Below are 23,354 nucleotides of genomic sequence, written 5' to 3'. Positions count from 1 at the left end.
TCCTTGTCGTGTGAATGTCAGGCTGGCGCCAATGCGAGCTTGAACTGTGCCACCGTGCCTACCAAATCATGGGCCTGGCTTTGCAGGCTGCTGGCCGCGGCGGCCATCTGCTCCACCAGTGCAGCATTTTGCTGCGTGGCCTGGTCCATCTGGCGCACCGCCTCGCCCACCTGCGATACGCCTGCGCTCTGCTCCGAGCTGGCGGCACTGATTTCCGACATGATGCCGGTGACGCGCTGAATCGCCGAGACCACCTCGGTCATGGTCTCTCCGGCCCGGTCCACCAGTTGGCTTCCTTGCGCCACGCGCTCCACACTGGTATCGATCAAACCCTTGATCTCTTTGGCAGCCTGGGCAGACCGACCCGCCAGCGAGCGCACTTCAGACGCCACCACCGCGAATCCGCGGCCTTGCTCGCCAGCTCGGGCCGCCTCGACCGCCGCATTCAGCGCCAGGATGTTGGTCTGGAAGGCAATGCCGTCGATCACGCTGATGATGTCGGCAATCTTCTGGGAGGACTCGTTGATGCCCTTCATGGTTTGCACCACCTGCCCCACCACCGCACCACCCTGCGTGGCCACCGTCGATGCGGTCATCGCCAGTTGGCTGGCCTGCTTGGCGCTGTCGGCATTCTGTTTCACCGTGGAGCCCAGCTCCTGCATCGAGGCTGCGGTTTCTTCCAGTGCACTGGCTTGCTGCTCAGTGCGGGCACTGAGGTCATTGTTGCCATGGGCGATTTCGGAGCTGGCGGTTGCCACCGCCTCCGACCCCGAGCGCACCGACAACACCACCTGGACCAAGTTGGTCTGCATGCTTTTCATGGCGGCCATCAGGCTGCTGGTGTCGCCCTGGCGCACCGCAATGGCCTGGGTCAAATCTCCGGCACCAATGTTTAACGCCACCCGTGCAGCGTCTTTGGGCTCACCGCCGAGCTGCGACACCAGCAATCGGACAATGACAAAAGACACGCCCACGGCCAGCAGCACACTGACGATCGCTACCGTGACCAGCTGCAGCAACGCGGCGCTGTAGACCTTGTTGGAATCGTCAAAGGCTAGCCGGTTGGCATCTTGCTGGTACTGCATGCCCGCGTCCAGCGCGTTCTGCCAATCCCCAATGGCATCGCCCACCAGCTTGAGGGTCTTGATGGCTTCGGAATCGCGATGCTCCTGCACCGCGGCGTAAAGACCGCCCAGCAGTGGCCCAGCTTTCTGGTGGGCATCGTCCACCTTCTGCCAAGGCCCATTGGTTTGCGTGAGCACATTCGATTGCGCGAGTTTTTCGCGAACCTTGCTGTAGTTTTCCGTCTCGGCTTTGTAGGCCTTGATCTCGTCCAGAATCTCCGCGTCGCTGTTGAGCAGGATGATTTTGCGCACCGACAAGCTGATGTTGGACACCGATTTGTGCAGCGCGTGCGCAATCGCGATTTGCGCATTGTTGGTCGTCTCGATTTGCTCCAGATTGGCATGCATGCGACGCATCATTTCGGCATTGATGGCGCTGGACACCAGGTACACCACCACCAGCAGACCAAACCCTGCGTACAGGATTTGGGAGATCTTCAGATCAGACAATTTCATGCGGCACGCTTTTCCAAAGAACCGCGGCTAGGACAGCGCGCGGTCCAGGTGGGTGTAGCCACCGTCCACAAACACCCATTGCCCCGTGGTGTGGGAGGACACATTGGACAGCAGGAAGATGCACATGTTGGCCATTTCTTCGGACGTCGTCATGCGGTGCCCCAGCGGAATCTTGGTAGTGATGGCCGCCAGCTTTTCTTCTGGCTTGTCAAAACTGTTGATCCAGCGCTCGTACAGCGGCGTCATCACCTCGGCTGGGATCAGCGCGTTGACCCGCACACCGTCGTTCAGCAGCGCTGCCGCCCACTCGCGCGTGAGCGACAGCTGCGCACCCTTGGACGCGCAGTAGCCGCTGGTGTTGCCCTGCCCTGTCACCGCGGTTTTCGACGACACGTTGACGATGGCGCCTTTGACGGCTTTGAGGTGCGGCACGCAGTAGTGCGCCATGGTGTAGTAGTGGATCAGGTTGCGTTCCAGCGAACCCACAAAGGCATCGCGGCCTGCGTCCAGCCCGATGTTGTCGTTGATGCCGGCGTTGTTCACCAGGCCGTCCACCCGGCCAAACCGGGCCACCACCTGCGCGACCGCCGCACGGCAAGCCGCTTCATCCGACAGCTCCACCTGCACAAACAGGTGCTGGCGGGCCGTGGCCTGGAGTTGCTGGGCAAAGTCATCGGGCATGGGGCTTTTGCCGAACACCACCGGAATGGCGCCTTCCCGGGCCAGCGTGAGCGAGATGGCTGCGCCAATACCGCTGGCGCCCCCGGTCACGATGACCACCTTGTCTTGTAAATGCAGATCCATGGAAACTCTCGGTCAAATGTCAATTGAGGTCAGTCGGCCAGGGCCTGCACATTCAGGCCATAGCAGCGGATGGCATTGCCACTCCAGAAGGCATCTTGCTCCCGCACCGTCAGGCGTGTGCTGGCCCACTTGTGCGCCAGGCCATGCACCACGTCATACGGTGCGGCCAGCTGGCACACCGGCCAGTCGGAGCCAAACATCAGCCGCTGCGGCCCAAACGCCTCCAGCGCCTGGTCAAAGCAGGACAGAATGATTTTGGCGTCTTCAGGGGTGACTCCAGCGTGGCCACTCCAGTCGGCTTCCGTCACCACACCCGAAAGCTTGCACATGACATGCGGCAAGGTGGCCAGCTCGCGGATGCAACGGCTCCAGCGGCCCGGCACTTCAGCGCTACGCGCCCAGTCACGCACGGCGGGCTTGCCCACGTGGTCCAGCACCAGCCAATGCTGGTCGTGGCGCGCACAAAACTCGGTCACGCTGGGCAGCTGGTGGTCAAACACCAGCACGTCGTACACCAGGCCGCGCTTTTGCACCGCGTGCAGCCCGGCGTTGATGGCGGGCGCATTCACCCAAGCGCCTACGTCCGGCTCGTCCTGCAGAATATGGCGCAGGCCTTTGAAGGCCGTGTGGTCACCCCACTGCTCCAGCCTATGCTCCAGATCGGCCGCGCCTATGTCGGCCCAGCCCACCACGCCCAGCACCTCGGGGTTCTGGTCGGCCACGCGCAGTAAAAAGTCGGTTTCTGCGGCCAGCGTGCGGGCCTGCACCGCCACCACTGCGTCCACCCCCGCAGCCCCCATGGCTGCTTCGCAGTCCGAGGGCATGCAGTCCCGCTGCAGCAGAGGCATGGCCTCGCTGATCCACGGGAATTCCTCGGCGCGGTAACGCCAGTAGTGCTGGTGGGTGTCTATCTTCATGCCGTGATGGCTTTGGGTTTGAAGGTGTACTGCTTGAGCGACTCGGGCTTCATTTCGATCGAAAAGCCGGCAGCTTGCGGTGGCATGTAGGCCGCATTCTCGATCACGCAGGGGTCCACAAAGTGCTCATGCAAGTGGTCCACAAACTCGATCACCCGGCCTTCGCGGGTACCAGCAATGCACAGGTAGTCAATCATGGACAGATGCTGCACGTACTCGCACAGGCCCACGCCACCAGCATGCGGGCACACCGGCAGGTTGTACTTGGCTGCCATCAGCATCACGGCCAGAATTTCGTTCACACCGCCCAGGCGGCAGGAATCAATCTGGACCACGTCAATGGCGCCACGCATGATGAGCTGCTTGAAGATGATGCGGTTCTGGCACATCTCGCCCGTGGCCACCTTCACGGGGTGCACGCCCTCGCGAATCACACGGTGGCCTTCGATATCGTCCGGGCTCGTGGGTTCTTCGATGAACCAGGGCTTGGCAAAGGCCAGCTCGCGCACCCACTCAACGGCCTGGTTGACTTCCCAGACCTGGTTGGCGTCGATCATCAGCTGGCGGTCTGGCCCCAGCACCTCGCGGGCAATGCGCAGGCGGCGAATGTCATCGGCCTTGTCACGGCCCACCTTGAGCTTGATGTGGTTGAAACCCGCATCCGTGGCCTCTTTGCACAGGCGGCGCAGCTTGTCATCGTCATAGCCCAGCCAGCCGGCCGACGTGGTGTAGCAGGGGTAGCCTTCTCGCTCCAGCGTGGCCCAGCGTTCTTGCTTGCCCACGGCCTGCTTCTGCAACAGCGCCAGCGCTTCTTCGGGGGTGATGCAGTCGGTGATGTATCGGAAATCAATCAGCTTCACCAGTTCTTCGGGGCTCATGCGGGACACCAGCTTCCACACGGGCACGCCTTCGAGCTTGGCCCACAGGTCCCACACCGCGTTCACCACGGCGCCCGTGGCCAGGTGGATGGCACCCTTGTCCGGACCAATCCAGCGCAGCTGGCTGTCCGACGTGATGTAGCGCCAGAAGCGCCCCATGTCTGCCGCGACCCAGTCCATGTCCAGGCCCACCACCAGGTGGCGCATAGCCTCGATCGCCGCGCAACAGATCTCGTTGCCGCGGCCAATGGTGAAGGTCAGGCCATGGCCTTCCTTGCCGGGCTGGTCGGTTTCCAGGATCACATAGGCCGCGGAATAGTCCGGGTCCGGGTTCATGGCGTCCGATCCATCCAGGTGTTGGGACGTGGGGAAGCGCACGTCCACGACGCGCATGTTGGTGACTTTGGTCATATCAGGCCTGTACGGTCTTCTGTGTTTGGGTGCCCAGGCCATCAATGCCCAGGTGGATGGTTTGTCCCGCACGCAGGTACTGCGGCGGCTTCTGACCCATGCCTACGCCGGGCGGGGTGCCAGTGGAAATCACGTCGCCGGGCTGCAGGCTCATGAAGCGGCTCAGGTAGGCAATCAAAAACTTCACGCCGTAGACCATGGTCGAGGTGCTGCCGTTTTGAAAACGCTTGCCGTCCACGTCCAGCCACATCTTCAGCGCCTGAGGGTCCGGCACTTCGTCGGCCGTGACCAGCCAAGGGCCGGTGGGGCCAAAGGTGTCGCAGCCCTTGCCCTTGTCCCAAGTGCCGCTGCGGTCCAATTGGTATTCGCGCTCAGACACATCGTTGACCACGCAGTAGCCCGCCACATGGGACAGCGCATCGGCCTCCTCGATGTAACGGCCGCCTTTGCCAATCACCACGCCCAGCTCGACTTCCCAGTCGGTCTTGACCGAGCCGCGGGGAATTTCCACCTGGTCATCGGGGCCGACGATGGCACTGGTCCATTTGTTAAAGACCACGGGCTCGGGGGGCACCTGCATGCCGCTCTCGGCCGCATGGTCGGAGTAATTCAGTCCAATGCAAATGAACTTGCCCACCTGGCCCACACAGGCCCCGAGGCGCAAGTCCTGTTGCGGAGTACCTGCCACCAGCGGCAAGCTCTCGATGTTCACGCCACGCAAACGCGCCAGACTTTCGGGCAGCAGCGCGGCACCGGCCACATCGGCAATCTGTCCCGACAGGTCGCGCACGCGGCCTTGGGCATCCAACACACCGGGCTTTTCCTGACCTGGCAATCCGTAGCGTACTAATTTCACAGTCTTTCCTTTTCAGTCAACAAAATCAGGGCACCCGCGGAACTGGCTCTGCCAGGCCGCTGGGTGCGCCCCCCTCCCGCCGCAGGCGAGAGAGGGGGGAGCGGCGCAGCCGCTCGGGGGGTGCTTCAGTCGTAAAGAACGGCCGCGATCTTCGCGTCCTTCATATTGCTCTTGTCGTAGTAGTAGAAGCCGGTGTCGATGATCTTGGGCAACTTCTCACCCTTCAACGCCTTCACGGCCGCTTCCACTGTCTTGTAGCCAATGCCCACAGGGTTTTGCGTGATCGCGCCGGCAATGGTGCCGTCGTTGATCATGTCTTTCTGGGCCTTGCCGGAGTCAAAACCAATGATGATGACGCCGGTCTTCTTGGCTTCCTTCAAGCCCTTGCCTGCACCAATGGCAGAACCTTCGTTGGTACCGAAGATGCCTTTGAGCTGGGGGTGGGCTTGCAACAGGGTCTTGGCAATTTCAGCCGACTTCAGGTGGTCGCCACCGCCGTACTGGATGTCCACGACCTTGATCTTGGGGTACTTGGCTTTGATCTGGTCCACAAAACCATCGCGGCGGCCGGTGCCCGTGGTGCTGGTCTGGTCATGACCGATCACGGCCACTTCACCTTCGCCACCAATTTTTTCAGCCATCTTGTCGGCGGCCAATGCGGCGGCAGCCTTGCTGTCGGTTTGTGCGGTGGTCAACACGATGTCGCTGTCCACACCCGAGTCAAACGCGATGACCGGAATCTTGGCGGCCTGGGCTTTTTTGAGCAAAGGAATGGCCGCCTTGCTGTCCAGTGCGGCAAAGCCGATGGCAGCGGGTTTTTTAGCTAGTGCAGCGGACAGCATGTCGATTTGCTTGTCTACCTGTTGTTCGGTTTCGGGGCCTTCGAAGGTGACCTTCACCTTGTAGTCCTTGGCGGCCTGGTCAGCGCCCTGCTTCACGGCTTGCCAAAACTGGTGCTGGAAGCCTTTGGAGATCAGGGGAATGTAGATCTCCTGGGCAGTTGCGAAGCTGGAAAAACCAGCCAGTGCCAAGCCGGCGGTCAAAGCCAGCAGTTGTCGTTTTGCGTTCATGGTTTGTCTCCTGTTAGAAAAAGTTATGTCACACGGAATCACGGGGAAAATCGAAATGAAAATTCGGGAAGTAAACAGCGGGGCATGGGGCGTGGTGCGGTCTCCTTATTTCTTGTTGCGGCGCAAGTTGTCGGTGTAGACCGCCAAAATGATGATGAGACCGGTGAGCACCATCTGCCACTCTTGGGCTACCGACATGATGCGCAGGCCGTTGATCAGTACGCTCATGATGAATGCGCCGATGATGGTTCCGAGGATGGTGCCGACACCGCCGCTGAGTGAGGTGCCGCCAATCACCACTGCGGCAATCGCATCCAACTCGTAGCCCTGGCCCAGCGCGGGCTGTGCTGAGTTCAAACGCGAGGCAATCAGCAAACCCGAGATACCGCAGATGCCACCGGCAAAGGCGTAAATAATGACTTTCCAGCGGTCCACATTCACGCCCGACAGGCGCACCGCCTCTTCGTTGCTGCCCAGAGCAAAGGTGTAGCGGCCCAGGGCCGTCTTGTTCAGCACAACGCCGCAGACGGCAGCCACCAGAAACAGGATGAGCACGCCATTAGGAATCGGCAGCGCGGGAATCAAGTCGCCAATCAGCGAGCCCAGTGCGATCTGGTCAAAGCCCTCCACATCGCTGAAGTAAATGGGACGTGTGCCGGTGATGATGAGCGAGGCGCCCTTGAGCAACATCATCATGCCCAACGTGGCAATGAACGGGGGCACATTGAGCTTGGTAATCGCCAGGCCAGACAGCGTGCCGCACAAGGCGCCCACGCCAATGGCACACACAATGCCCAGCGGCATGGGCATGCCCAGATTCACCATGAAAACACCGGCCATGACGGCGCAGAAGGTCATCAGCACACCGACCGACAGGTCAATGCCCGAGGTGATGATGATGAAGGTGCTGGCAATGGCCAGTACCCCAATCACGGTGGTGGACTGCAGGATGCCAATGATGTTGTCCTGCGTCATGAAGGCATCGGGCTTGAGCGCGGTGAACACCAGGATCAGCGCGATCAGGCTGGCAAAGGCCAGCAGTTTTTGCTTGGCCTGGCCGCCAGACAAGCGCGCTAGCCAGGAGGGAGAGTTCGATTCGGACATGGAGGGGTTACCTTGGTGTTTTTATGAATGTCAGTGCACAACCGCTGCAGGGTTGTCTGCCTCGCGCCGCGTGGCCAGGGCCATCAGCTGCTCCTGCGTGGCTTCGTCACCGCGCACCTCACCGGTGATGCGGCCTTCGCACATCACCAGCACGCGGTGGCTCAGTTGCAGCACTTCGGGCAGCTCGCTGGAGATGACCACAATGGCGCGACCTTGGGCCGCCAGGTCGTTGAGCAACTTGTAGATTTCGCTCTTGGCACCCACGTCGATACCGCGCGTGGGCTCGTCAAAAATCAGCACCTCGCAGTCCTGCACCAGCCACTTGGCGATCACCACTTTTTGCTGGTTGCCGCCGGACAGCAGCTTGGCCGTTTGGGTAAGCGACGGGGTCTTGATGCGCAGCTTCTCAACCATCTGCTGCGAGACGGTGCGGATGGCCGGACGGTTCAGGAACACGCCCCACGTCAGCCAACGCTTCAGGCTGGGCAGCGTGATGTTGGACTCCACGTCCATGCCCGTGGCCAGGCCAAAGTGCTTGCGGTCTTCAGACAGGTAGCCAATACCGGCTTGCACTGCATCTTGTGGCGAGGTCAGGCGAATCACCTGTCCGCGCACCCGCACTTCGCCCGACTCAATCGGGTCGGCACCAAACACGGCGCGCGCCACCTCGGTGCGGCCCGCACCCATGAGTCCGGCAAAACCCAAAATCTCGCCACGGCGCACGCTGAAGTTCACATCGCGGATGGCGCGGCCGCGGTTCAGGCCACGCACCTCCAGCAACACCTCGTTGGCGGACGTGTCGGGAATCGTCTTCTCGGCCTGCTCCAGCTTGCGGCCCACCATCATGGCAATCACCTCTTGCATGGGGGTGGCGGCGGGCACAGTGGCGATGTAGGCGCCATCGCGCATCACGGTGATGCGGTCGGCAATGCGCTGGATCTCGTCCATCTTGTGCGAGATATAGACAATGCCCACACCCTCGTCTTTCAGCTGGCGGATGATGCGAAACAGGTCGTCAATCTCGGCGTTGTTCAGCGCGGCGGTAGGCTCGTCCATGATGAGCACGCGCGACTTGTGCGACAGCGCCTTGGCAATCTCCACCATCTGCTGGCGCGCCACGGTCAGCTCGCCAATCGGCGTAGTGGGGGCCAGCGCCAGGTGCATGCGGTCAAACAGGGCTTGCGCGTCGCGGTTGAGCTGCTCTTCGTCCAGAAACAGCCCTGCGACCTTGCGCGGCTCGCGGCCCAGGTAAATGTTTTGCGCTGCCGTCAGGTGGCCCATCAGGTGCAGCTCTTGGTGGATGATGCCGATGGCCAGCGACTGCGCGTGCGCCGGGCTGTCAATCTCCACCGGCTTGCCGTCCAGCAGCACCTGGCCACTGTCTTTGCGGTAGACACCAGCCAGAATCTTCATCAGCGTGGACTTGCCAGCGCCGTTTTCGCCCATCAGGGCATGCACCTCGCCGGGCATCAGGTCAAAGCGCACGCCGTCCAGCGCCTTCACGCCGGGGAACGATTTGCTGAGGTTTTGTACGGAAACCAGTGGGGTCACGATCAGGCCTTGTGTGCTGCGACGCTTAGATGGTGACGCCGCCGTCCACCAGCAGGGTCTGCCCGGTGACAAAGCGCGATTCGTCGCTGGCGAGAAACACCACCATGGGCGTGATGTCAGACACCGTGGCCAGGCGGCCCATGGGCTGGCGGGCGATGAAATCTTTTTCGGCCTGCACCGGGTCAGCGGCGCTGGCAATGCGTCCGCGCAGCGACGGGGTGTCTACCGTGCCAGGGCACAGTGCATTGGCACGCAGGCCAGCTTTCACATAGTCAGCGGCCAGCGATTTGGTGAGGCCAATCACCGCCGCCTTGGTCGCGCCATAGGCGCAGCGGTTGGCAAAGCCCTTGATGCTGGACGCCATGGACGCCATGTTGATGATGGACACGCTGCAGTTCTGGGTTTCCACCTTGGCCAGCATGGCAGGCAGAAAGGCGCGTGTCATGCGGAACATGCTTTTCACGTTCAGGTCAAAGCTCAGGTCCCAGTCGGCCTCGGCGCACTCCAGCATGCTGCCATTGGCCACCATGCCCGCGCAGTTGAACAAGGCGTCCAGCGCCGGTGTGCGGGCAGCCAGGGCTGCCACGGCGGCGTCGCTGCGCACGTCCAGCAGCTCCACCTGGATGCTGCTGTGCTCCGCGGCCAGGCTGTCTAGAAATGCCTGGTTGATGTCGGTGGCAATCACGCGGGCGCCCTCGGCCGCGCAGGCCAATGCGCTGGCCCGGCCAATGCCCTGCGCCGCAGCGGTGATGAGCACTGTTTTACCTTGCAAGCGACCTTGACCCATGCTTCAGACTCCGATTTAATAATTCAAATATGAATAAACAATTCATGTATGAAGCAGAATGATAGGCATGTTTGCTGCCACAAGGCCTAGTACTTACCCTAGGCCACGGAGGCTCTGCTATAAAAACCCAAGAACGAAAGCGCCCGACCCATGACCACGCCAGAACCCAAGCCCCGCGGCCGCCGCCCCAAGACCGAAGAACCGCAAGACCTGCTGGCCGCTGACGAGCGCTACCGCGCCCCGGCGCTGGACAAGGGGCTGGATATCCTCGAGCTGCTGGCCACCCAGCCGCATGGCCTGACGCGCGCCGAAATCGTGAAGGAAATGGACCGCAGCGCGAGCGAGATCTACCGCATGCTGGAGCGGCTGGTGGTGCGCCAGTACGTGATGCGCAACCCCTCGGGCGACCGCTATGCGCTGAGCCTGAAACTGTTTGCGCTGGCAAATATGCACCCACCGCTAAGCCGCCTGATCAACCAGGCGCTGCCCGTGATGGACGACTTTGCGCGCAAGGCCGAACAGTCGTGCCACATGGGCGTGTACGACCGCGGCAATGTGCTGATTGGTGCGCAGATCAACAGCCCGCGGGGCTGGAGCTTCTCGGTGCAACGCGGTGCGCGCGTGGGCCTGCTGGACACGGCTTCTGGCCACCTGCTGCTGGCCTATGCGGACGAAGGCAGTTACACGCGCATGCTGGCCGAGCACACGCCACTGGACGGCGAAGTGCCTATCACCGAGGCCAAGCTCAAAGAGACGCTGAGCGCCATTCGCCAGGTGGGCTACCTGGAGCGGGACTCGGCCCAGTCCTTCGGCGTGGTGGACATTTCCTTCCCCATCCTCGGGCCGGACAACACCGCGCTGGCCACCCTCACCTGCCCCTACATCCGCCGCATCGACCGCCACATCGGCCCCGACATGGCCGACGTGCGCGAACACTTGCGTGAAGCCGCTAAAACCCTGTCACTGACCCAGGGCATGGCGCGTGAGGTGGTGTAGCTTGCTATGGAATATGTAGCTGCTTGCACATATTCCACGCGGGCTAGAGGCTGATTTAGCTTACAAATACATACCGCCCCGACTGCTTTTTGGGCGTGAATGCCAAAAAGTCGGGGAACAGTTTGGAGCGCACGTACCAGACATAGGCCAGCACCGCGACGTTGATACCGACCGCCACCAGGGTGATGACGGGATCGGTATTGAAGTCCTTGAAGGCTTTGGGCAGCTGCACGACCTGCAGCAAAAGATAGGCGTTGTAGAAACCCGCCAGGTTTCTGTAAAACCCCCAGGCAAAAAACAGCGGCAGGCCGGCACACAGCAACAAGGCAAAGGCCTTGCCCCCGGGGCCCCAGGCGGCCGCCATGCTCCAGCCTATCCATAGTCCCAGCAGCGCCTGGGCATACATGATCCACAGCAGGCGGTCGATCTTGTTCGCATGCTCATCGACCTCGGACGCATCCACGTGCGACGCAATGTAGTGCGCCAACAGGCTGTCACGCACGCCGTGCCCCTTTAGCAGCCGGAACACGGCTGTTTTGCCCACACCCGCGCTCAGCAAGGCATTCACCTTGGCTTTGATTTCTTTCTTCTTCATGCTTGCCACTCTCCCTGAGTGTTGTGTTTGTGTTGCGATGGGCAGGCCACCTGCACCCATGTATCTGGGGTTTTGACAGGTTGCCGTGCTGTGCTGAAGTCTAGGTAAAGGTCCGCTGTTTGCCCATCCCCCAAACGGGTGAAAACGCATTCGCACCAACAAACGGACTATCTGGTGGGCTGCCCCCAACAGTTTTGGGGGAATGGGAAACCTGGTCGATGCCCACGCCTAAGCGGGGGCTGGCGAACGGTCAACCGACGAGGGAGTCGGAACCCACCGCAGAGACGGGGCTTTTGCCTTCGGGAAACTGCAGCAGCAAATCCTGCAAGCTCAGCGGCTTGCTCAGCAAAAAGCCCTGGATCAACGTGCACCCGGCTTCGCGCAACACCGTGAGCTGCGGCAGTGTCTCCACGCCCTCGGCAATCACATCCAGCCGCATGTGCTGGCCCAAGTCAACGATGGTGTTGACGATGGCGCGGTCGCGCTCCTGCGTGGGCAGATCGCGCACAAACGAGCGGTCCACCTTCATCGACGAGATGGGCAGGTTCTTCAGCATGGACAGCGAAGAGTGCCCCATGCCAAAGTCGTCCAGGCTGATCTCGAACCCCAGCTTGCGCAGGTCGTGCATCACGCGCACCACCTGCTCGGGGTGCTTCATGAGCATGCCCTCGGTCAGCTCCAACGAGATGTTGCTGGGGTCCACCCCTAGCGATGCGGTGAGCTGGCGCAGGTCTTCAGGCAAGGCACTGTTGGCAAACTCGGTGGCCGCCATGTTGACGTGCACCTTGAGTCCGTCAAAGCCCGCCGCACGCAGCGTGGCTAGGTCACGGCAGGCCTGGGCCATCACCCACTGGTCGATCTCCACAATCAGATGGCTCTGCTCGGCAATGGGAATGAACAGGTCAGGCGGCACCAGCGTGCCGTCCTGGCGGCGCCAGCGCACCAGCGCCTCCACCGCGTGCATGCTGCCCGAGGCAATATCAAAAATCGGCTGGTAGGCCAGAAACAGCGCGTTGTCCTGCAGCGCGTGGTGCAGCTCGGTCTCGATGGCCAGGCGCTGCGCGATGGACGCCTGCTGCTGCGCCAACAAATTGGGGCTGCTGTTGGAGAACACATCACTGTTGTTGCGGCCGTTTTGCTTGACGCGGTACATCGCGGCATCCGCGCTGCGCAACAGCTCGGGGCTGGTCAGGCCGTTGTCGGGGAAGCGACTGATGCCCACGCTGGCGGACACAGTGAGCTCAATCCCCTCGTACTCAAACGGCGTGCGTGCAGCTTCCAGAATCTGCTGCGCGATGTGGGCCAACTCCGCATCGTTGCGGCACGGTACCAACACCGCAAACTCGTCGCCCCCCAAACGCCCCACCACGGCGTCGTCCGGCGCCACCTGCTTGAGTCGGGTCGCAAAGCCGCGCAACACCACATTACCGGCCTCATGGCCAAAGGCATCGTTGATGGGCTTGAAGCGGTCCAAGTCGATGTACATCAGCCCGAACACGGTGTTGGCTCTGGCAGCACGCACGCAGCGCCGGTCCAGCAGGGCATAGAAGTGCGCCCGGTTGGCTAGCTCGGTGAGCTCGTCCACCTGCGCCATGTGGCGAATTTCGGCCTCTTTCTCCAGGCGCCCCGCGGTTTGCGCAATCAGCGCACCTATGGTCTTGGAGAGCTTGGGCAATTGGGCCTCGGGCTGACGCGACAGGCTGCTGTAAAACTCCAGCACACCGGGGCGGTGGTGCACGCCATCGTCCGACACATAGGTCACGGGAAACACATAGCCCGACCACAGGCCGCTGGCCCGCGCACTGGCGTGGCGCAGAAAGCGTGGGTCGTTGCCCATGCTCTCGACCCACTGCGCCTCCCCGCTTTCCCACACGCTCCCCACCAGGCCCTCTCCGGCCTTCATGTACAGCGAAGTGCTGGCTTGCGAAAAGCCCGTCAGGTCATAGTCGGGGGGATGCCAAAAGTTTTTGCAGGCCAGGTGCGGCTGCACCAGACCGGAGTGCTCCATGGCCCAGTAGGCGCCCCACTCCCAGCCCAGGTTTTTGCAGATCAGCTGGATGGCGTTGTCGATGGCATCGCCCAGCGCATGGCTTCCCACCAGGTACTCGGTCAGCTCAAAGCCCAACCGCTCGCGCACCGCAGCGTGCTTGACCTGGCTGATGTCCTGCAACATGCCGTTGATCAACTGGGGGTGCTGCGCATCATCGGGCAGCGTGGAAATGCGCAGCCAGCGCATGCCCTCGGCAGCGCTCAGCACGCGCACCTCGATGCTGCCGCTACAGGGTGTGGTGGTGTCTGACAACAGCGCTACCAGCCGGGCGGCGTCGTCGGGCACCACGTGAATCAGGGTTTCATCCAGGTTTTTGTGGTGGCGGCCTTGCACGTCCAGCAGTTTGGCCGCGTGGGTGGACAACAGGATCTGCCCGCTATGCGCGTCATACCACCACAGACCAAACCCCGCGGCGGCCTCCATGGCGGACGCGTGGTCCGTATCCGTGCGTAGCTTGGCTCGCAGGGGGGTGGAGATGCCCAACTTTGGGGCTATGTCCAAGAGAGCGCCAACGAAGACGGCCATTTATTTTCCATGTCATACCTTATGGTCAACACGGAATGCAAATTACATGCCCAGATGGGCAGGTGGGGTTTAAAGGTAACTGGTGATGGCCGGTGCAGAGGCCTTGTCGTGCAGACCATCGATGCACACCACAGGCGCTGCGGCCAGGGTCTCGGGGCTCGCGTCTTCCAGGCAGCCCAGGTTGACGCTATAGATCTGGTGCCCATCGGGCGTGTTGCCAATGCCGAAGGGCCGCACGCCGCAGTGGCGGCAAAAGTAATGCGGGTTGAGCCGGGTGTTGAACAGGTACTGGGTCAGCTCATCCTCACCGGCCAGCAGCCGGAAGGCGGCAGGCCGCACCACCACGTGCCAAAACCGGGTGCGGCTGCAGATCGAGCAGTTGCAGCGGTAGGTAGCCGCGCTCAGGTCGAGGTCTGCCTCAAAGCGCACTGCGCCGCAGTGGCAACTGCCGTGGTAGGTGATGAGCATGCTGAAACCCCCGCACATTCGTCTGCACAAGCAGCAAGGGTAAGCACATTGGCCGTTTACCTCAAATGCTTGAACATCTTGGCGTTGAAGCGCTCGGGAATGCCGACGCGCCGCGGGCCGGGCTCCAGTACAAAGTCTTCCCCCGCCTGCACCGCGCCCGGCGTGTCCACCGAGAGGTAAAAGCCGCAGAAGCCGCTTTGCGCCATGGCCTTCACCGCGGTGTTGAAGCCCATCGCCAGGTTGAACTTGAAACAGGGTTCGCGCGGCTGCTCCACGCGCAGCGTGCAGCTGGCAAAGCGCAGCACGTCGCCCACCCACACATCGCCCTCGCGCAGGCCCGCCAGCGTGAGGTTCTCACCCATGGCGCCAAACGGCAGTTGCTCGTCGATGGCGGTCAGGCCCGCTTCGCGCCGGGCCTGCTGCCAGAACGCATAGTGCTCGCTGGGGTAGGCGTACACGGCTTTCTCCAGCCCGCCGTGCACCGACAGGTCGGCCTGCTCATCGCCCTGCAGACCCAGCGGGCGCACAGGGACCGGGCCGGTGGCCGCGGTTTTGTGAATGGCGGTGAGGATGGTGCGGCCCGCCGCGCTGACCTTGCGCGCCGTGCCCAGCTGCACGCTGAGGAGGCGGCCGTTCACAGCTGCTGGTGCACCACCACGCCACCGCGGTTGGAGTACTTGGCCAGGGCGTCCATCTTCTCGATCTGCACCGCCGCGTGGCGGTGGTTGTAGACCTGGTCGCGCAGCCAGTCGAATTCGGCGTGCAGTGCCGCGTCATCGGCCAGGCGCGTGGCCCAGACGCGCTGGTCGGCGTTCCAGCGGTAGCCGCGTGCCTTCAGCAGGTCTTTGGCGTCAAACGGGGCGTTGGTGGCGCTCAGGCGGTAGCTGGGGTGGTTGGCGGCCTCCAGCAGCTGGGCCAAGCCCGTGTGCGGGGCATGCGGCAATGGCACGGCCAGTACCGCCAAGAGCGCGTGGCAGTCCATCTCAGCGCGGTGGGCGTCGTAAAACAGGCCCAGCGCCTGCGCCAGGCTCTCCAGCTTGGCAGAGCCGCGGCCCTGGGCCTTCCAGTCAATGTCCGCAAACGAGCAAGACCACGCCACCTTGGCAAACGCAGGCAGGCGGCTTTCGACAAAGGGGCGGTCAAACCCAGCGTTGTGGGCAATCACCACATCCACGCCGTCCAGCAGCGCGGCCACGCGGTCCAGGTCCAGCGCCTGGCCCTGCACATCGGCATCGGTGATGCCGGTAATGGCCACCACGTCTTTGGGAATCGGTTTACCCGGGTCTTCCAGCCCGTCGTACACCTGCACAGGGCCCACGGGCAGGCCGGTGGCGGTGTCCACATCCACGCGCAGCAGCGCCAGCTCAATGATTTTTTCCTTGGCCTGGTCCAGACCGGTGGTCTCGGTGTCCAGCACCAGAATGCGTTTGACCGTACCCTGGGCCGTGCCGGGCCAGTTCAGCCGGGGCACCAGGCGGCGCTGGATGCGGTAGTCGGGGTGGGCTTCGAGCGCCTGGGCCATGGCCTCGGCATCCAGTGGTGGGGCCAGCGCAGCAGGGGCGGCCTCGGCCACCGGGGCAGGCGCTGCGCGTGCGGCCGCAGGGGCCTTGGCAGCGCTGGACGCACGCTTTTTGCCCGCGGGCTGGGTGCCGGGCAGCGTGGGCAAATCGGGCAAAAAGTCAAAACCGAGCTGGTCTGTGGTCACGGGTGCACCTGGCAACAATAGGTACCCCATTATTGCCCCTATCATCGGCGCCACCCTCCGAGAACCCCTATGCAAATCACCATTCTTGTGGGCAGCGTGCACGGCAACGCCAGCGCCGTGGCCCAGGCCCTGCAGCTGGCCGCCGATGACATTGCCGCCCAGATCACCGTGCTGCCCATGGACGGGCTGGACATCACCGTGTTCGACCAGCCCGGCGCCTTCATCGTCTGCACCAGCACCACGGGCAGCGGCGATGTGCCGGACAACGCCCAGGCCCTGTTCCATTCGCTGGACGCCCAGGCCAAGTACCTGGGCCACGTGCGCTTTGGCCTGGTGGCGCTGTGCGACAGCAGCTACGGCGACAGCTTCATGGGCGGCGGCAAACAGTTTGACGAACGCCTGCGCGACCTGGGCGCGCAGCGGGTGGGCGAGATCTGTGTGCTGGACGCCATGGAGACCAGCCAGCCCGAGGAAGACGCCGTGGCCTGGCTCACGCCGTGGGCAGTCCAACTGGCGACAGTTATATAAGAAATAGGCCTCTAGCCCCCGTAGAATCTGCGCGAGCAGCTTCACTTTTGATAGCAAACGCCATGACCACCAGCGCCCCCACCGCCGCCGCTCTCTCCACCGCCAAACCGCTGCGTCCGCTCAAGGGCGTGCGCATCCTCAGCCTGGCGCTGAATTTGCCGGGGCCGGCGGCGCTGATGCGCTGCCACGCCATGGGCGCCACCTGCGTGAAGCTGGAGCCACCGCAGGGTGACCCCATGGGCGCCTACAACCCCGAGGCCTACGCCACGCTACACGCGGGCATGAAGATCGCCAGCGCCGACCTCAAGACCGAAAAAGGCCAAAAGGCCCTGCACAAGGAACTGGCCCGAGCCGACGTGCTGCTCACGTCCTTTCGCCCCTCAGCCCTCAAGAAGCTGGGGCTGGAGTGGAAGGCCCTGCACAAACAGTACCCTCAACTTTCCGTCGTAGCCATCGTGGGCGCCCCTGGTGCCCGCGCCGATGAGCCCGGCCACGACCTGACCTACCTGGCAGAAAACGGCCTGGTCACCGGGCTGGACCTGCCACCCACGCTGTACGCCGACATGGGCGGCTCGCTCATGGCGTCCGAAGCCGTGCTGCAAAGCCGGCTGCACCACTTGCAAAAGGGCAAGGGCGTGTACCTGGAGGTGGCCCTGTCCGACGCCGCCGGCTACCTGGCCCTGCCGCGCAGCTGGGGCCTGACCACCCCAGGCGCTGCCGTGGGTGGCGGCCATGCGGGCTACCGGGTCTACCCCTGCAAAGACGGCCGCGTGGCCCTGGCCGCGCTGGAGCCGCACTTTGCCGCCGCGCTGGGCGCCGAGGCCGGTCTGCGACAATCGGGGCTTCTGGCCATGTTCGCCCCTGAGGCGCACGCTACCATCGCCGCCTTTTTGGCTGGCAAAACCCGCCAGCAGCTCGACGCACTGGCCCTTTCCAAAGACATACCGCTGTACACGCTGGCCTGAACAGGCCGGCCTCTTTTTGCCTGATGACTGCTGCCCGCTCCCCTGCCCCCCACTTTCGCCTGATCGACATCCTCAAGGTCGTTGCTGCCCAATGCATCGTGCTGCACCACTTTTCGGCCTACGGCCCGCTGTCCGATGCGGCGGCCGAGATGGCCCCCAGCGCCAGCGAATGGCTGTTTGACGACGCCCGCATTGCGGTGCAGGTGTTTCTGGTCGTGGCGGGCTATCTGGCCGCACGCGGCATGGCGTTCACTGTGCGCCGGGCGCCCAGCGTGCTGCAGGCCTTGGGCCAGCGCTACCTGCGCCTGGTGGTGCCCTTTGCCGCGGCACTGGGTCTGACCATCCTCTGCGCAGCCATTGCCCGCCCCCACCTGGATGGCGACCTGGTACCCGCTGCGCCCAGCCTGGCGCAGCTGGCGGCGCACGCCAGCCTGCTGCACAGCGTGCTGGATGTGGAGTCGCTCTCCGCCGGCGTCTGGTACGTGGCGATTGACTTCCAGCTCTACGCCATGATCGCGCTGCTGCTCTGGCTGGGCCGCGGACAGCGGCTGCTCAGCCTGGGCCTGGTGGCCGCGCTGGCCGTAGCCTCGCTCACCTGGTTCAACATGGACGCCTCGCTGGACGCCTGGGCACCCTACTTCTTTGGCGCCTACGGGTTGGGCGCGCTGGCCTGGTGGGGCGGCCTGCGCTCGCGCCACGGTGTGATGGCCCTGGGCCTGTACCTGGCCACGCTGAGCGCGGGCCTGGCCTCGCTGGTGGTGGACTTTCGCTCGCGCATTGCGCTGGCCCTGAGCGTCTCCGCCGTACTGGCCACCTTTGGCAGCTACCGCCTGACCTTGCCACGCGCGGTGGACCGCTGGATCGGGCGCCTGAGCCGCACCTCGTACGCGCTGTTTCTGGTGCACTTCTCAGTACTGCTGCTGGCCAACGCGCTGTGGGCCGAGCTGGGGCTGGAAGACGCCGAATGGGCCTTGGTCTTCATCGCCGCGAGCTGGGCCGTGAGCCTGGTCGCCAGCTACGCCTTCCACACCCAGGTGGAGCTGCGCTTTGAACAGTGGCGCCGCAGTGCCAAAGATGCCATCGCGGCCCAGGCCGCCAAGTAAAATCCGCCATCCAACTCAGAAAGATTCGCTATGGGCGCGCAATGGAAAGCAAAAGGCAAGGCACTGGTCGCTGATGCCAGAGGCAAGCTGTTTACCAAACTGGTCAAAGAAATAACCGTGGCCGCTCGCGGCGGTGCCGACCCGGCCGCCAACGCCAAGCTGCGCCTCGTGGTGGAGCAGGCCCGCAAGGTCTCCATGCCCAAGGACACGCTGGACCGCGCCATCAAAAAGGGCGCTGGCCTGACCGGTGAACTGGTGCACTACGAACATGTGATCTACGAAGGCTTTGCCCCGCACCAGGTGGCAGTGATGGTGGAATGCCTGACCGACAACGTGAAGCGCACCGCCCCCGAAATGCGCGTGCTGTTCCGCAAGGGCCAGCTGGGTACCAGCGGCTCGGTGGCGTGGGACTTCAACCACCTGGGCATGATCGAAGCAGCACCCACCGCGCCGGACGCAGATGCCGAAGTGGCTGCCATCGAAGCCGGTGCGCAGGACTTTGAAGCCGGCGACGAAGAAGGCAACACCGTTTTCTACACCGACCCCACCGACCTCGACCTGGTGAGCCGCGCCCTGCCCAACTTCGGCTTCAACGTGCTGTCCGTCAAGCTGGGCTACAAGGCCAAAAATCCCGTAGACCCCGCCAGCCTGAGCGCTGAAGCGCTGGAAGAAGTGGAAGCCTTTCTGGCCGCCATCGACGGCAACGATGACGTGCAAAACGTCTACGTGGCGCTGGCCGGTTAATTCCCATGGCCCTGTGGCTAGCCGCCTGGGCCGCCCTCAACCTGCTGACCTTTGCGCTCTACGCGCGGGACAAGCACGCCGCCCGCACCGGCCAGTGGCGCACCCCTGAGAACACCCTGCACCTGCTCAGCCTGCTGGGCGGCTGGCCTGCGGCGCGGGTGGCGCAACGGGTGCTGCGGCACAAAACCAGCAAGGCGAGTTTTCAGGCAATGTACTGGCTGACGGTGGTGGGCAACTTGGTTGGCGTGGGGGCTTGGGTGTTCCGGGACGCACTCAAGGCGCTATTGTTTCAATAGCTACCAGCACAGTATCTACGGGGGCTGCAGCCTCTTTTGTTCCCGCACCTACTTGCCAGCCTGCTTGCGCCACAGCTGGATGTTTGCCTCAATGAGCTTGTTCATCACGCCCTGCTTGTGCAGCAGGTAGAGCGCACGGGACACCCGGCCGCGGAACTCACCCGTGTTGCAGGGGGACTTGTGCGATAGCGTCACGTACAGGCTCTCGTTGCTGATGGACGGTGACACGGTGCGCAGGCCGGTGATCTCCATCTTGGCGGCATAGGCCAGGCCTGGGTCTTCTTCGTACACCAGGTAATCCACGCGCCCGGCCTGCAGCACCTTGAGTGCGTTTTCCAGGCTGGCCACGCTGTCAATGCTCAGCGATTCTTTGGCGTAGCGGTCAAAGCTTTCACCAAAGCTGTTGTTGATCACGGTCACGCCCTTCAGGCCCTGCAGGTCGCTCCACTTTTTGTACTTGAAGGGCTTGCTGGCCTGCACCCAGATGACCGAGCGTGTCTCGCGGAACGCGGGGTAAAAGTAGTCCATGTACTCCAGCCGCGGCAGTGTGTAGAAGGCGCCTGCAATCATGTCGGCACGTCCGCTGCGCACCACCTCTTGCACGCGCGCCCAGTTGCCCACGTACTTCATCTCCACGCTGACACCCATCTCCTTGGCCAGTAGCTGCATCAGGTCGGCATTGGCGCCGACCAGGCGGGTGTCGTCGGTGGGGTCGCGCCACAGGTAGGGTGGGTATTCGGGGTTGCCGGTGACCACCAGCTTGTCACAAGCATCAGCGGCCCAGACCCCAACGGGTTGCAGCAGTGCGCACACCAACACCAATGCGGTGGCCCACGGCCCCGCGACATGACTGCCCTTGCCAATGTTCAACATGGTGTCCCCCAACGCTGCGGGGCCCTGGTTATGCGATGCGCCGTTCAGTGTCAGCTGTGTGGGTGGCCCTAGGAGGCCAGCTCCAGCGGCTTGCTGCGCCAAATCTTGTCTGCGTACTCCCCAATCGTCCGGTCCGATGAAAACGGCCCCATGGCCGCCACGTTGCGCAGGGCTTTCACAGCCCAGGCGTCACGGTTTTGGTAGGCCACATCCACCTGCTCTTGGGCGGCAATGTACGCCGCGTAATCCGCCAGCAGCAGGTAGTGGTCGCCCCAATTTACCAGCAAGTCATAAATCGCCTGGAAGCGGGCCGGCTCATCGGGGCTGAACACGCCATCGCGAATCGCCTCCAGCACGCCCTGAAGTTCGGGGTTGGCTTCCACAATAGCGCGCGGCTGGTAGCCAGCGGCGCGCGTGGCGGCCACCTGCGGCGTGGTCAGACCGAAGATGAAGATGTTGTCCGCCCCCACGTTCTCCAAAATCTCGACATTGGCGCCGTCCAGCGTGCCGATGGTGAGCGCGCCGTTCAGCGCAAATTTCATGTTGCCGGTGCCCGACGCTTCGGTGCCCGCGGTGGAAATCTGTTCCGACAAATCGGCCGCGGGGATGATGCGCTCGGCCAGGCTCACGCTGTAGTTGGGGATGAACACGACCTTCAGCAGGTTGCCCACGCGCGGGTCGTTGTTCACCACGCTGGCCACGTTGTTGATCAGGTGAATGATCTGCTTGGCCATGTGGTAGGCCGACGCAGCCTTGCCCGCAAACACCACCACGCGCGGCACGGTGATGCTGCCGGGATGGTTCACGATGCGCAGGTAGCGCGTAACCACATGCAGCACATTGAGCAGCTGGCGCTTGTACTCATGGATGCGCTTGACCTGGACGTCGTAGAGCGCGTCGGTCGGCAGGGTCAGGCCCATTTGCGCCTGGATGTAGTCCACCAGGCGCTGCTTGTTCGCCTGCTTGGCCTCCTGGAATGCCGCAATCACCTTGGGCTGGGTCAGCACACCGTTCAGGCCGCTGAGCTGGGTGAGGTCACGGCGCCAGCCGGTGCCCACCTGCTTGTCCAGCACGGCAGACAGGGCTGGGTTGGCCTGCGCCAACCAGCGCCGCGGCGTGATGCCATTGGTCTTGTTGTTGAAACGCTCGGGCCAGAGGTTGGCAAAGTCCAGAAAGATGCTTTCCTTCATCAGCTCGGAATGCAGCGCCGACACGCCGTTGACCGAGTGGCTGGCCACCACCGCCACATAGGCCATGCGCACACGGCGCTCGCCACCTTCATCGACCAGCGAGACCTTGCGCATCAGCTCGGCGCTGCCGCCATTGGCCGACAGGCCGTTCAAGAACTGCGCGTTGATGTCAAAGATGATTTGCAGATGGCGCGGCAGGATGCGGCTCAGCATCTCCACGGGCCAGGTCTCCAGTGCCTCATGCATCAGCGTATGGTTGGTGTAGCTGAATACGCCCTGGCACAGGCGCCAGGCATCGGCCCACGGCAGGTGGTGTTCGTCCAGCAGCAGACGCATCAGCTCTGGAATCGCCAGCACCGGGTGCGTATCGTTCAGGTGGATGCTGACCTTGTTGGGCAGCTCCTCGAAACCGGTGTGGGTGCGCAGGTAGCGGCGCAGCAAGTCCTGCACGCTGGCGCTGACAAAGAAGTACTCCTGGTGCAGGCGCAGCTCGCGCCCAGACGGCGTGGAATCGTCCGGGTAGAGCACGCGGGACACGTTCTCGGAGTGGTTCTTGGTCTCCACCGCCGCAAAGTAATTGCCGCGGTTGAAGGCGCCCAGGTCAATCTCTTGTGTGGCCTTGGCCGACCACAGGCGCAGCGTGTTGGTGGCCTTGGTGGCGTACCCGGGAATGATGGTGTCGTAGGCCATGGCCTGCACGTCGTGGCTGTCTACCCACTTGTAGGCATCGCCTTCTTTAACGACACGGCCACCGAACTGCACGCGGCAGGTCACCTCAGGGCGCGGAAACTCCCACGGGTTGCCGTGCGTCAGCCAGTAGTCGGGCACCTCCACCTGGCGGCCATCCACAATGGTCTGGCGGAACATGCCGTAGTCATAGCGGATGCCATAGCCAAAGCCCGGGATGTTGAGCGTGGCCATGGAGTCGAGAAAACACGCGGCCAGCCGGCCCAGGCCCCCGTTGCCCAGTGCGGCATCGGGCTCCAGCTCGGTCACGGCGTCGATGTCCACCCCGAAGTCGGCCAAGGCCTGCTTCACGCGCTCGCGCAGGCCCACGGCCAGCATGGCGTTGCTGAAGGTACGGCCAATCAAAAACTCCATGCTGAGGTAGTACACGCGCTTGGCGTCCTGGGCGTACTGGGCGCGCGTGGTGGTCATCCAGCGCTCTACCAGCTGGTCACGCACCGCATAGGCGGCGGCGTGCAGCCAGTCTTCGGGGCGTGCGGCCTGCGGGTCTTTGCCGACCACGAACATCAGCTTGTTGGCAATGGAACGCTTGAGCGACTCCAGATCGCGCCCGGGGGCGTCAAATTCAAAATTGAGGGAGGTGGCAGTGGCTGTCGTTTGGGTCATGGTGT

At 63.1% G+C, this 23,354-nt stretch carries 22 protein-coding genes; 6 read left to right on the top strand and 16 right to left on the bottom strand.

The genetic code is table 11. The annotated features are described in order from the left end of the window. Positions 1–17: 17 nt before the first annotated feature. From AC097R_RS11780 to AC097R_RS11740, 9 genes are all read right to left on the bottom strand, one after another. The gene (locus tag AC097R_RS11780) at positions 18–1,580 is read right to left on the bottom strand and encodes a methyl-accepting chemotaxis protein (protein WP_479598302.1); all 1,563 of its coding nucleotides are present in this window, start codon (positions 1,578–1,580) and stop codon (positions 18–20) included. A 27-nt stretch (positions 1,581–1,607) separates the two neighbouring features. Then, positions 1,608–2,384 (bottom strand): SDR family oxidoreductase, encoded by a 777-nt coding sequence (locus tag AC097R_RS11775; protein ID WP_479598301.1) that lies wholly within the window; start codon positions 2,382–2,384, stop codon positions 1,608–1,610. Positions 2,385–2,413: 29 nt separating this feature from the next. Next, positions 2,414–3,301 (bottom strand): L-fucono-1,5-lactonase, encoded by an 888-nt coding sequence (locus tag AC097R_RS11770; protein ID WP_479598300.1) that lies wholly within the window; start codon positions 3,299–3,301, stop codon positions 2,414–2,416. Continuing rightward, the gene (locus AC097R_RS11765) at positions 3,298–4,590 is read right to left on the bottom strand and encodes an L-fuconate dehydratase (protein ID WP_479598299.1); all 1,293 of its coding nucleotides are present in this window, start codon (positions 4,588–4,590) and stop codon (positions 3,298–3,300) included. The genes AC097R_RS11770 and AC097R_RS11765 overlap by 4 nt, the downstream gene beginning before the upstream one ends. Before the next feature lies 1 nt (position 4,591). Beyond that, positions 4,592–5,446, bottom strand: a complete 855-nt coding sequence (locus AC097R_RS11760) for a fumarylacetoacetate hydrolase family protein (RefSeq protein WP_479598298.1) — start codon at positions 5,444–5,446, stop codon at positions 4,592–4,594. 125 nt (positions 5,447–5,571) lie between these two features. Next, the gene (locus AC097R_RS11755) at positions 5,572–6,516 is read right to left on the bottom strand and encodes a substrate-binding domain-containing protein (RefSeq protein ID WP_479598297.1); all 945 of its coding nucleotides are present in this window, start codon (positions 6,514–6,516) and stop codon (positions 5,572–5,574) included. Between the two features lie 105 nt (positions 6,517–6,621). Next, positions 6,622–7,620, bottom strand: coding sequence for an ABC transporter permease (locus AC097R_RS11750; protein ID WP_479598296.1), 999 nt, complete (start codon positions 7,618–7,620; stop codon positions 6,622–6,624). 30 nt (positions 7,621–7,650) lie between these two features. Next, positions 7,651–9,171: a sugar ABC transporter ATP-binding protein gene (locus AC097R_RS11745; protein WP_479598295.1), complete on the bottom strand. Its 1,521-nt coding sequence runs from the start codon at positions 9,169–9,171 to the stop codon at positions 7,651–7,653. 25 nt (positions 9,172–9,196) lie between these two features. Beyond that, positions 9,197–9,958: an SDR family oxidoreductase gene (locus tag AC097R_RS11740; protein WP_479598294.1), complete on the bottom strand. Its 762-nt coding sequence runs from the start codon at positions 9,956–9,958 to the stop codon at positions 9,197–9,199. Between the two features lie 150 nt (positions 9,959–10,108). On the opposite strand from AC097R_RS11740, the gene AC097R_RS11735 reads away from it, so the two are divergent. Further along, complete coding sequence (locus AC097R_RS11735; protein WP_479598293.1) at positions 10,109–10,954, top strand: IclR family transcriptional regulator; 846 nt, start codon at positions 10,109–10,111, stop codon at positions 10,952–10,954. A 55-nt stretch (positions 10,955–11,009) separates the two neighbouring features. Here the strand turns inward: AC097R_RS11735 and AC097R_RS11730 are convergent, their stop codons facing one another. The 5 genes from AC097R_RS11730 to AC097R_RS11710 form a co-directional block, all read right to left on the bottom strand. Further along, positions 11,010–11,549, bottom strand: coding sequence for a hypothetical protein (locus tag AC097R_RS11730; protein ID WP_479598292.1), 540 nt, complete (start codon positions 11,547–11,549; stop codon positions 11,010–11,012). A 250-nt stretch (positions 11,550–11,799) separates the two neighbouring features. After that, positions 11,800–14,124, bottom strand: a complete 2,325-nt coding sequence (locus AC097R_RS11725) for a putative bifunctional diguanylate cyclase/phosphodiesterase (protein WP_479598291.1) — start codon at positions 14,122–14,124, stop codon at positions 11,800–11,802. A gap of 69 nt (positions 14,125–14,193) precedes the next feature. Further along, positions 14,194–14,592: a GFA family protein gene (locus tag AC097R_RS11720; protein WP_479598290.1), complete on the bottom strand. Its 399-nt coding sequence runs from the start codon at positions 14,590–14,592 to the stop codon at positions 14,194–14,196. A gap of 56 nt (positions 14,593–14,648) precedes the next feature. Next, complete coding sequence (locus AC097R_RS11715) at positions 14,649–15,230, bottom strand: MOSC domain-containing protein (RefSeq protein WP_479598289.1); 582 nt, start codon at positions 15,228–15,230, stop codon at positions 14,649–14,651. Next, entirely contained in the window at positions 15,227–16,297 is a 1,071-nt protein-coding gene (locus AC097R_RS11710; RefSeq protein WP_479598288.1) for a 3'-5' exonuclease, read from the bottom strand. The genes AC097R_RS11715 and AC097R_RS11710 overlap by 4 nt, the downstream gene beginning before the upstream one ends. A gap of 69 nt (positions 16,298–16,366) precedes the next feature. Between AC097R_RS11710 and AC097R_RS11705 the strand changes: the two genes are divergently transcribed. The 5 genes from AC097R_RS11705 to AC097R_RS11685 all read left to right on the top strand — a co-directional run bounded on the left by AC097R_RS11705 (position 16,367) and on the right by AC097R_RS11685 (position 19,933). After that, positions 16,367–16,825: a flavodoxin domain-containing protein gene (locus AC097R_RS11705; protein ID WP_479598287.1), complete on the top strand. Its 459-nt coding sequence runs from the start codon at positions 16,367–16,369 to the stop codon at positions 16,823–16,825. Between the two features lie 62 nt (positions 16,826–16,887). After that, the gene (locus AC097R_RS11700; RefSeq protein WP_479598286.1) at positions 16,888–17,790 is read left to right on the top strand and encodes a CoA transferase; all 903 of its coding nucleotides are present in this window, start codon (positions 16,888–16,890) and stop codon (positions 17,788–17,790) included. A 23-nt stretch (positions 17,791–17,813) separates the two neighbouring features. Then, a complete protein-coding gene (locus AC097R_RS11695; RefSeq protein ID WP_479598285.1) occupies positions 17,814–18,893 on the top strand; it encodes an acyltransferase family protein in 1,080 nt (359 codons plus the stop codon). Positions 18,894–18,923: 30 nt separating this feature from the next. After that, positions 18,924–19,637: a YebC/PmpR family DNA-binding transcriptional regulator gene (locus AC097R_RS11690; RefSeq protein ID WP_479598284.1), complete on the top strand. Its 714-nt coding sequence runs from the start codon at positions 18,924–18,926 to the stop codon at positions 19,635–19,637. 5 nt (positions 19,638–19,642) lie between these two features. After that, positions 19,643–19,933, top strand: coding sequence for a DUF1294 domain-containing protein (locus AC097R_RS11685; protein WP_479598283.1), 291 nt, complete (start codon positions 19,643–19,645; stop codon positions 19,931–19,933). 48 nt (positions 19,934–19,981) lie between these two features. Here the strand turns inward: AC097R_RS11685 and AC097R_RS11680 are convergent, their stop codons facing one another. Continuing rightward, positions 19,982–20,806, bottom strand: coding sequence for a substrate-binding periplasmic protein (locus tag AC097R_RS11680; protein ID WP_479598282.1), 825 nt, complete (start codon positions 20,804–20,806; stop codon positions 19,982–19,984). 68 nt (positions 20,807–20,874) lie between these two features. Beyond that, the gene (locus AC097R_RS11675) at positions 20,875–23,349 is read right to left on the bottom strand and encodes a glycogen/starch/alpha-glucan phosphorylase (RefSeq protein ID WP_479598281.1); all 2,475 of its coding nucleotides are present in this window, start codon (positions 23,347–23,349) and stop codon (positions 20,875–20,877) included. Positions 23,350–23,354: the final 5 nt, after the last annotated feature.

Source organism: Rhodoferax sp. ZS1R25, from assembly GCF_056521335.1.
This window is presented reverse-complemented; position numbering and strand designations above follow the sequence as displayed.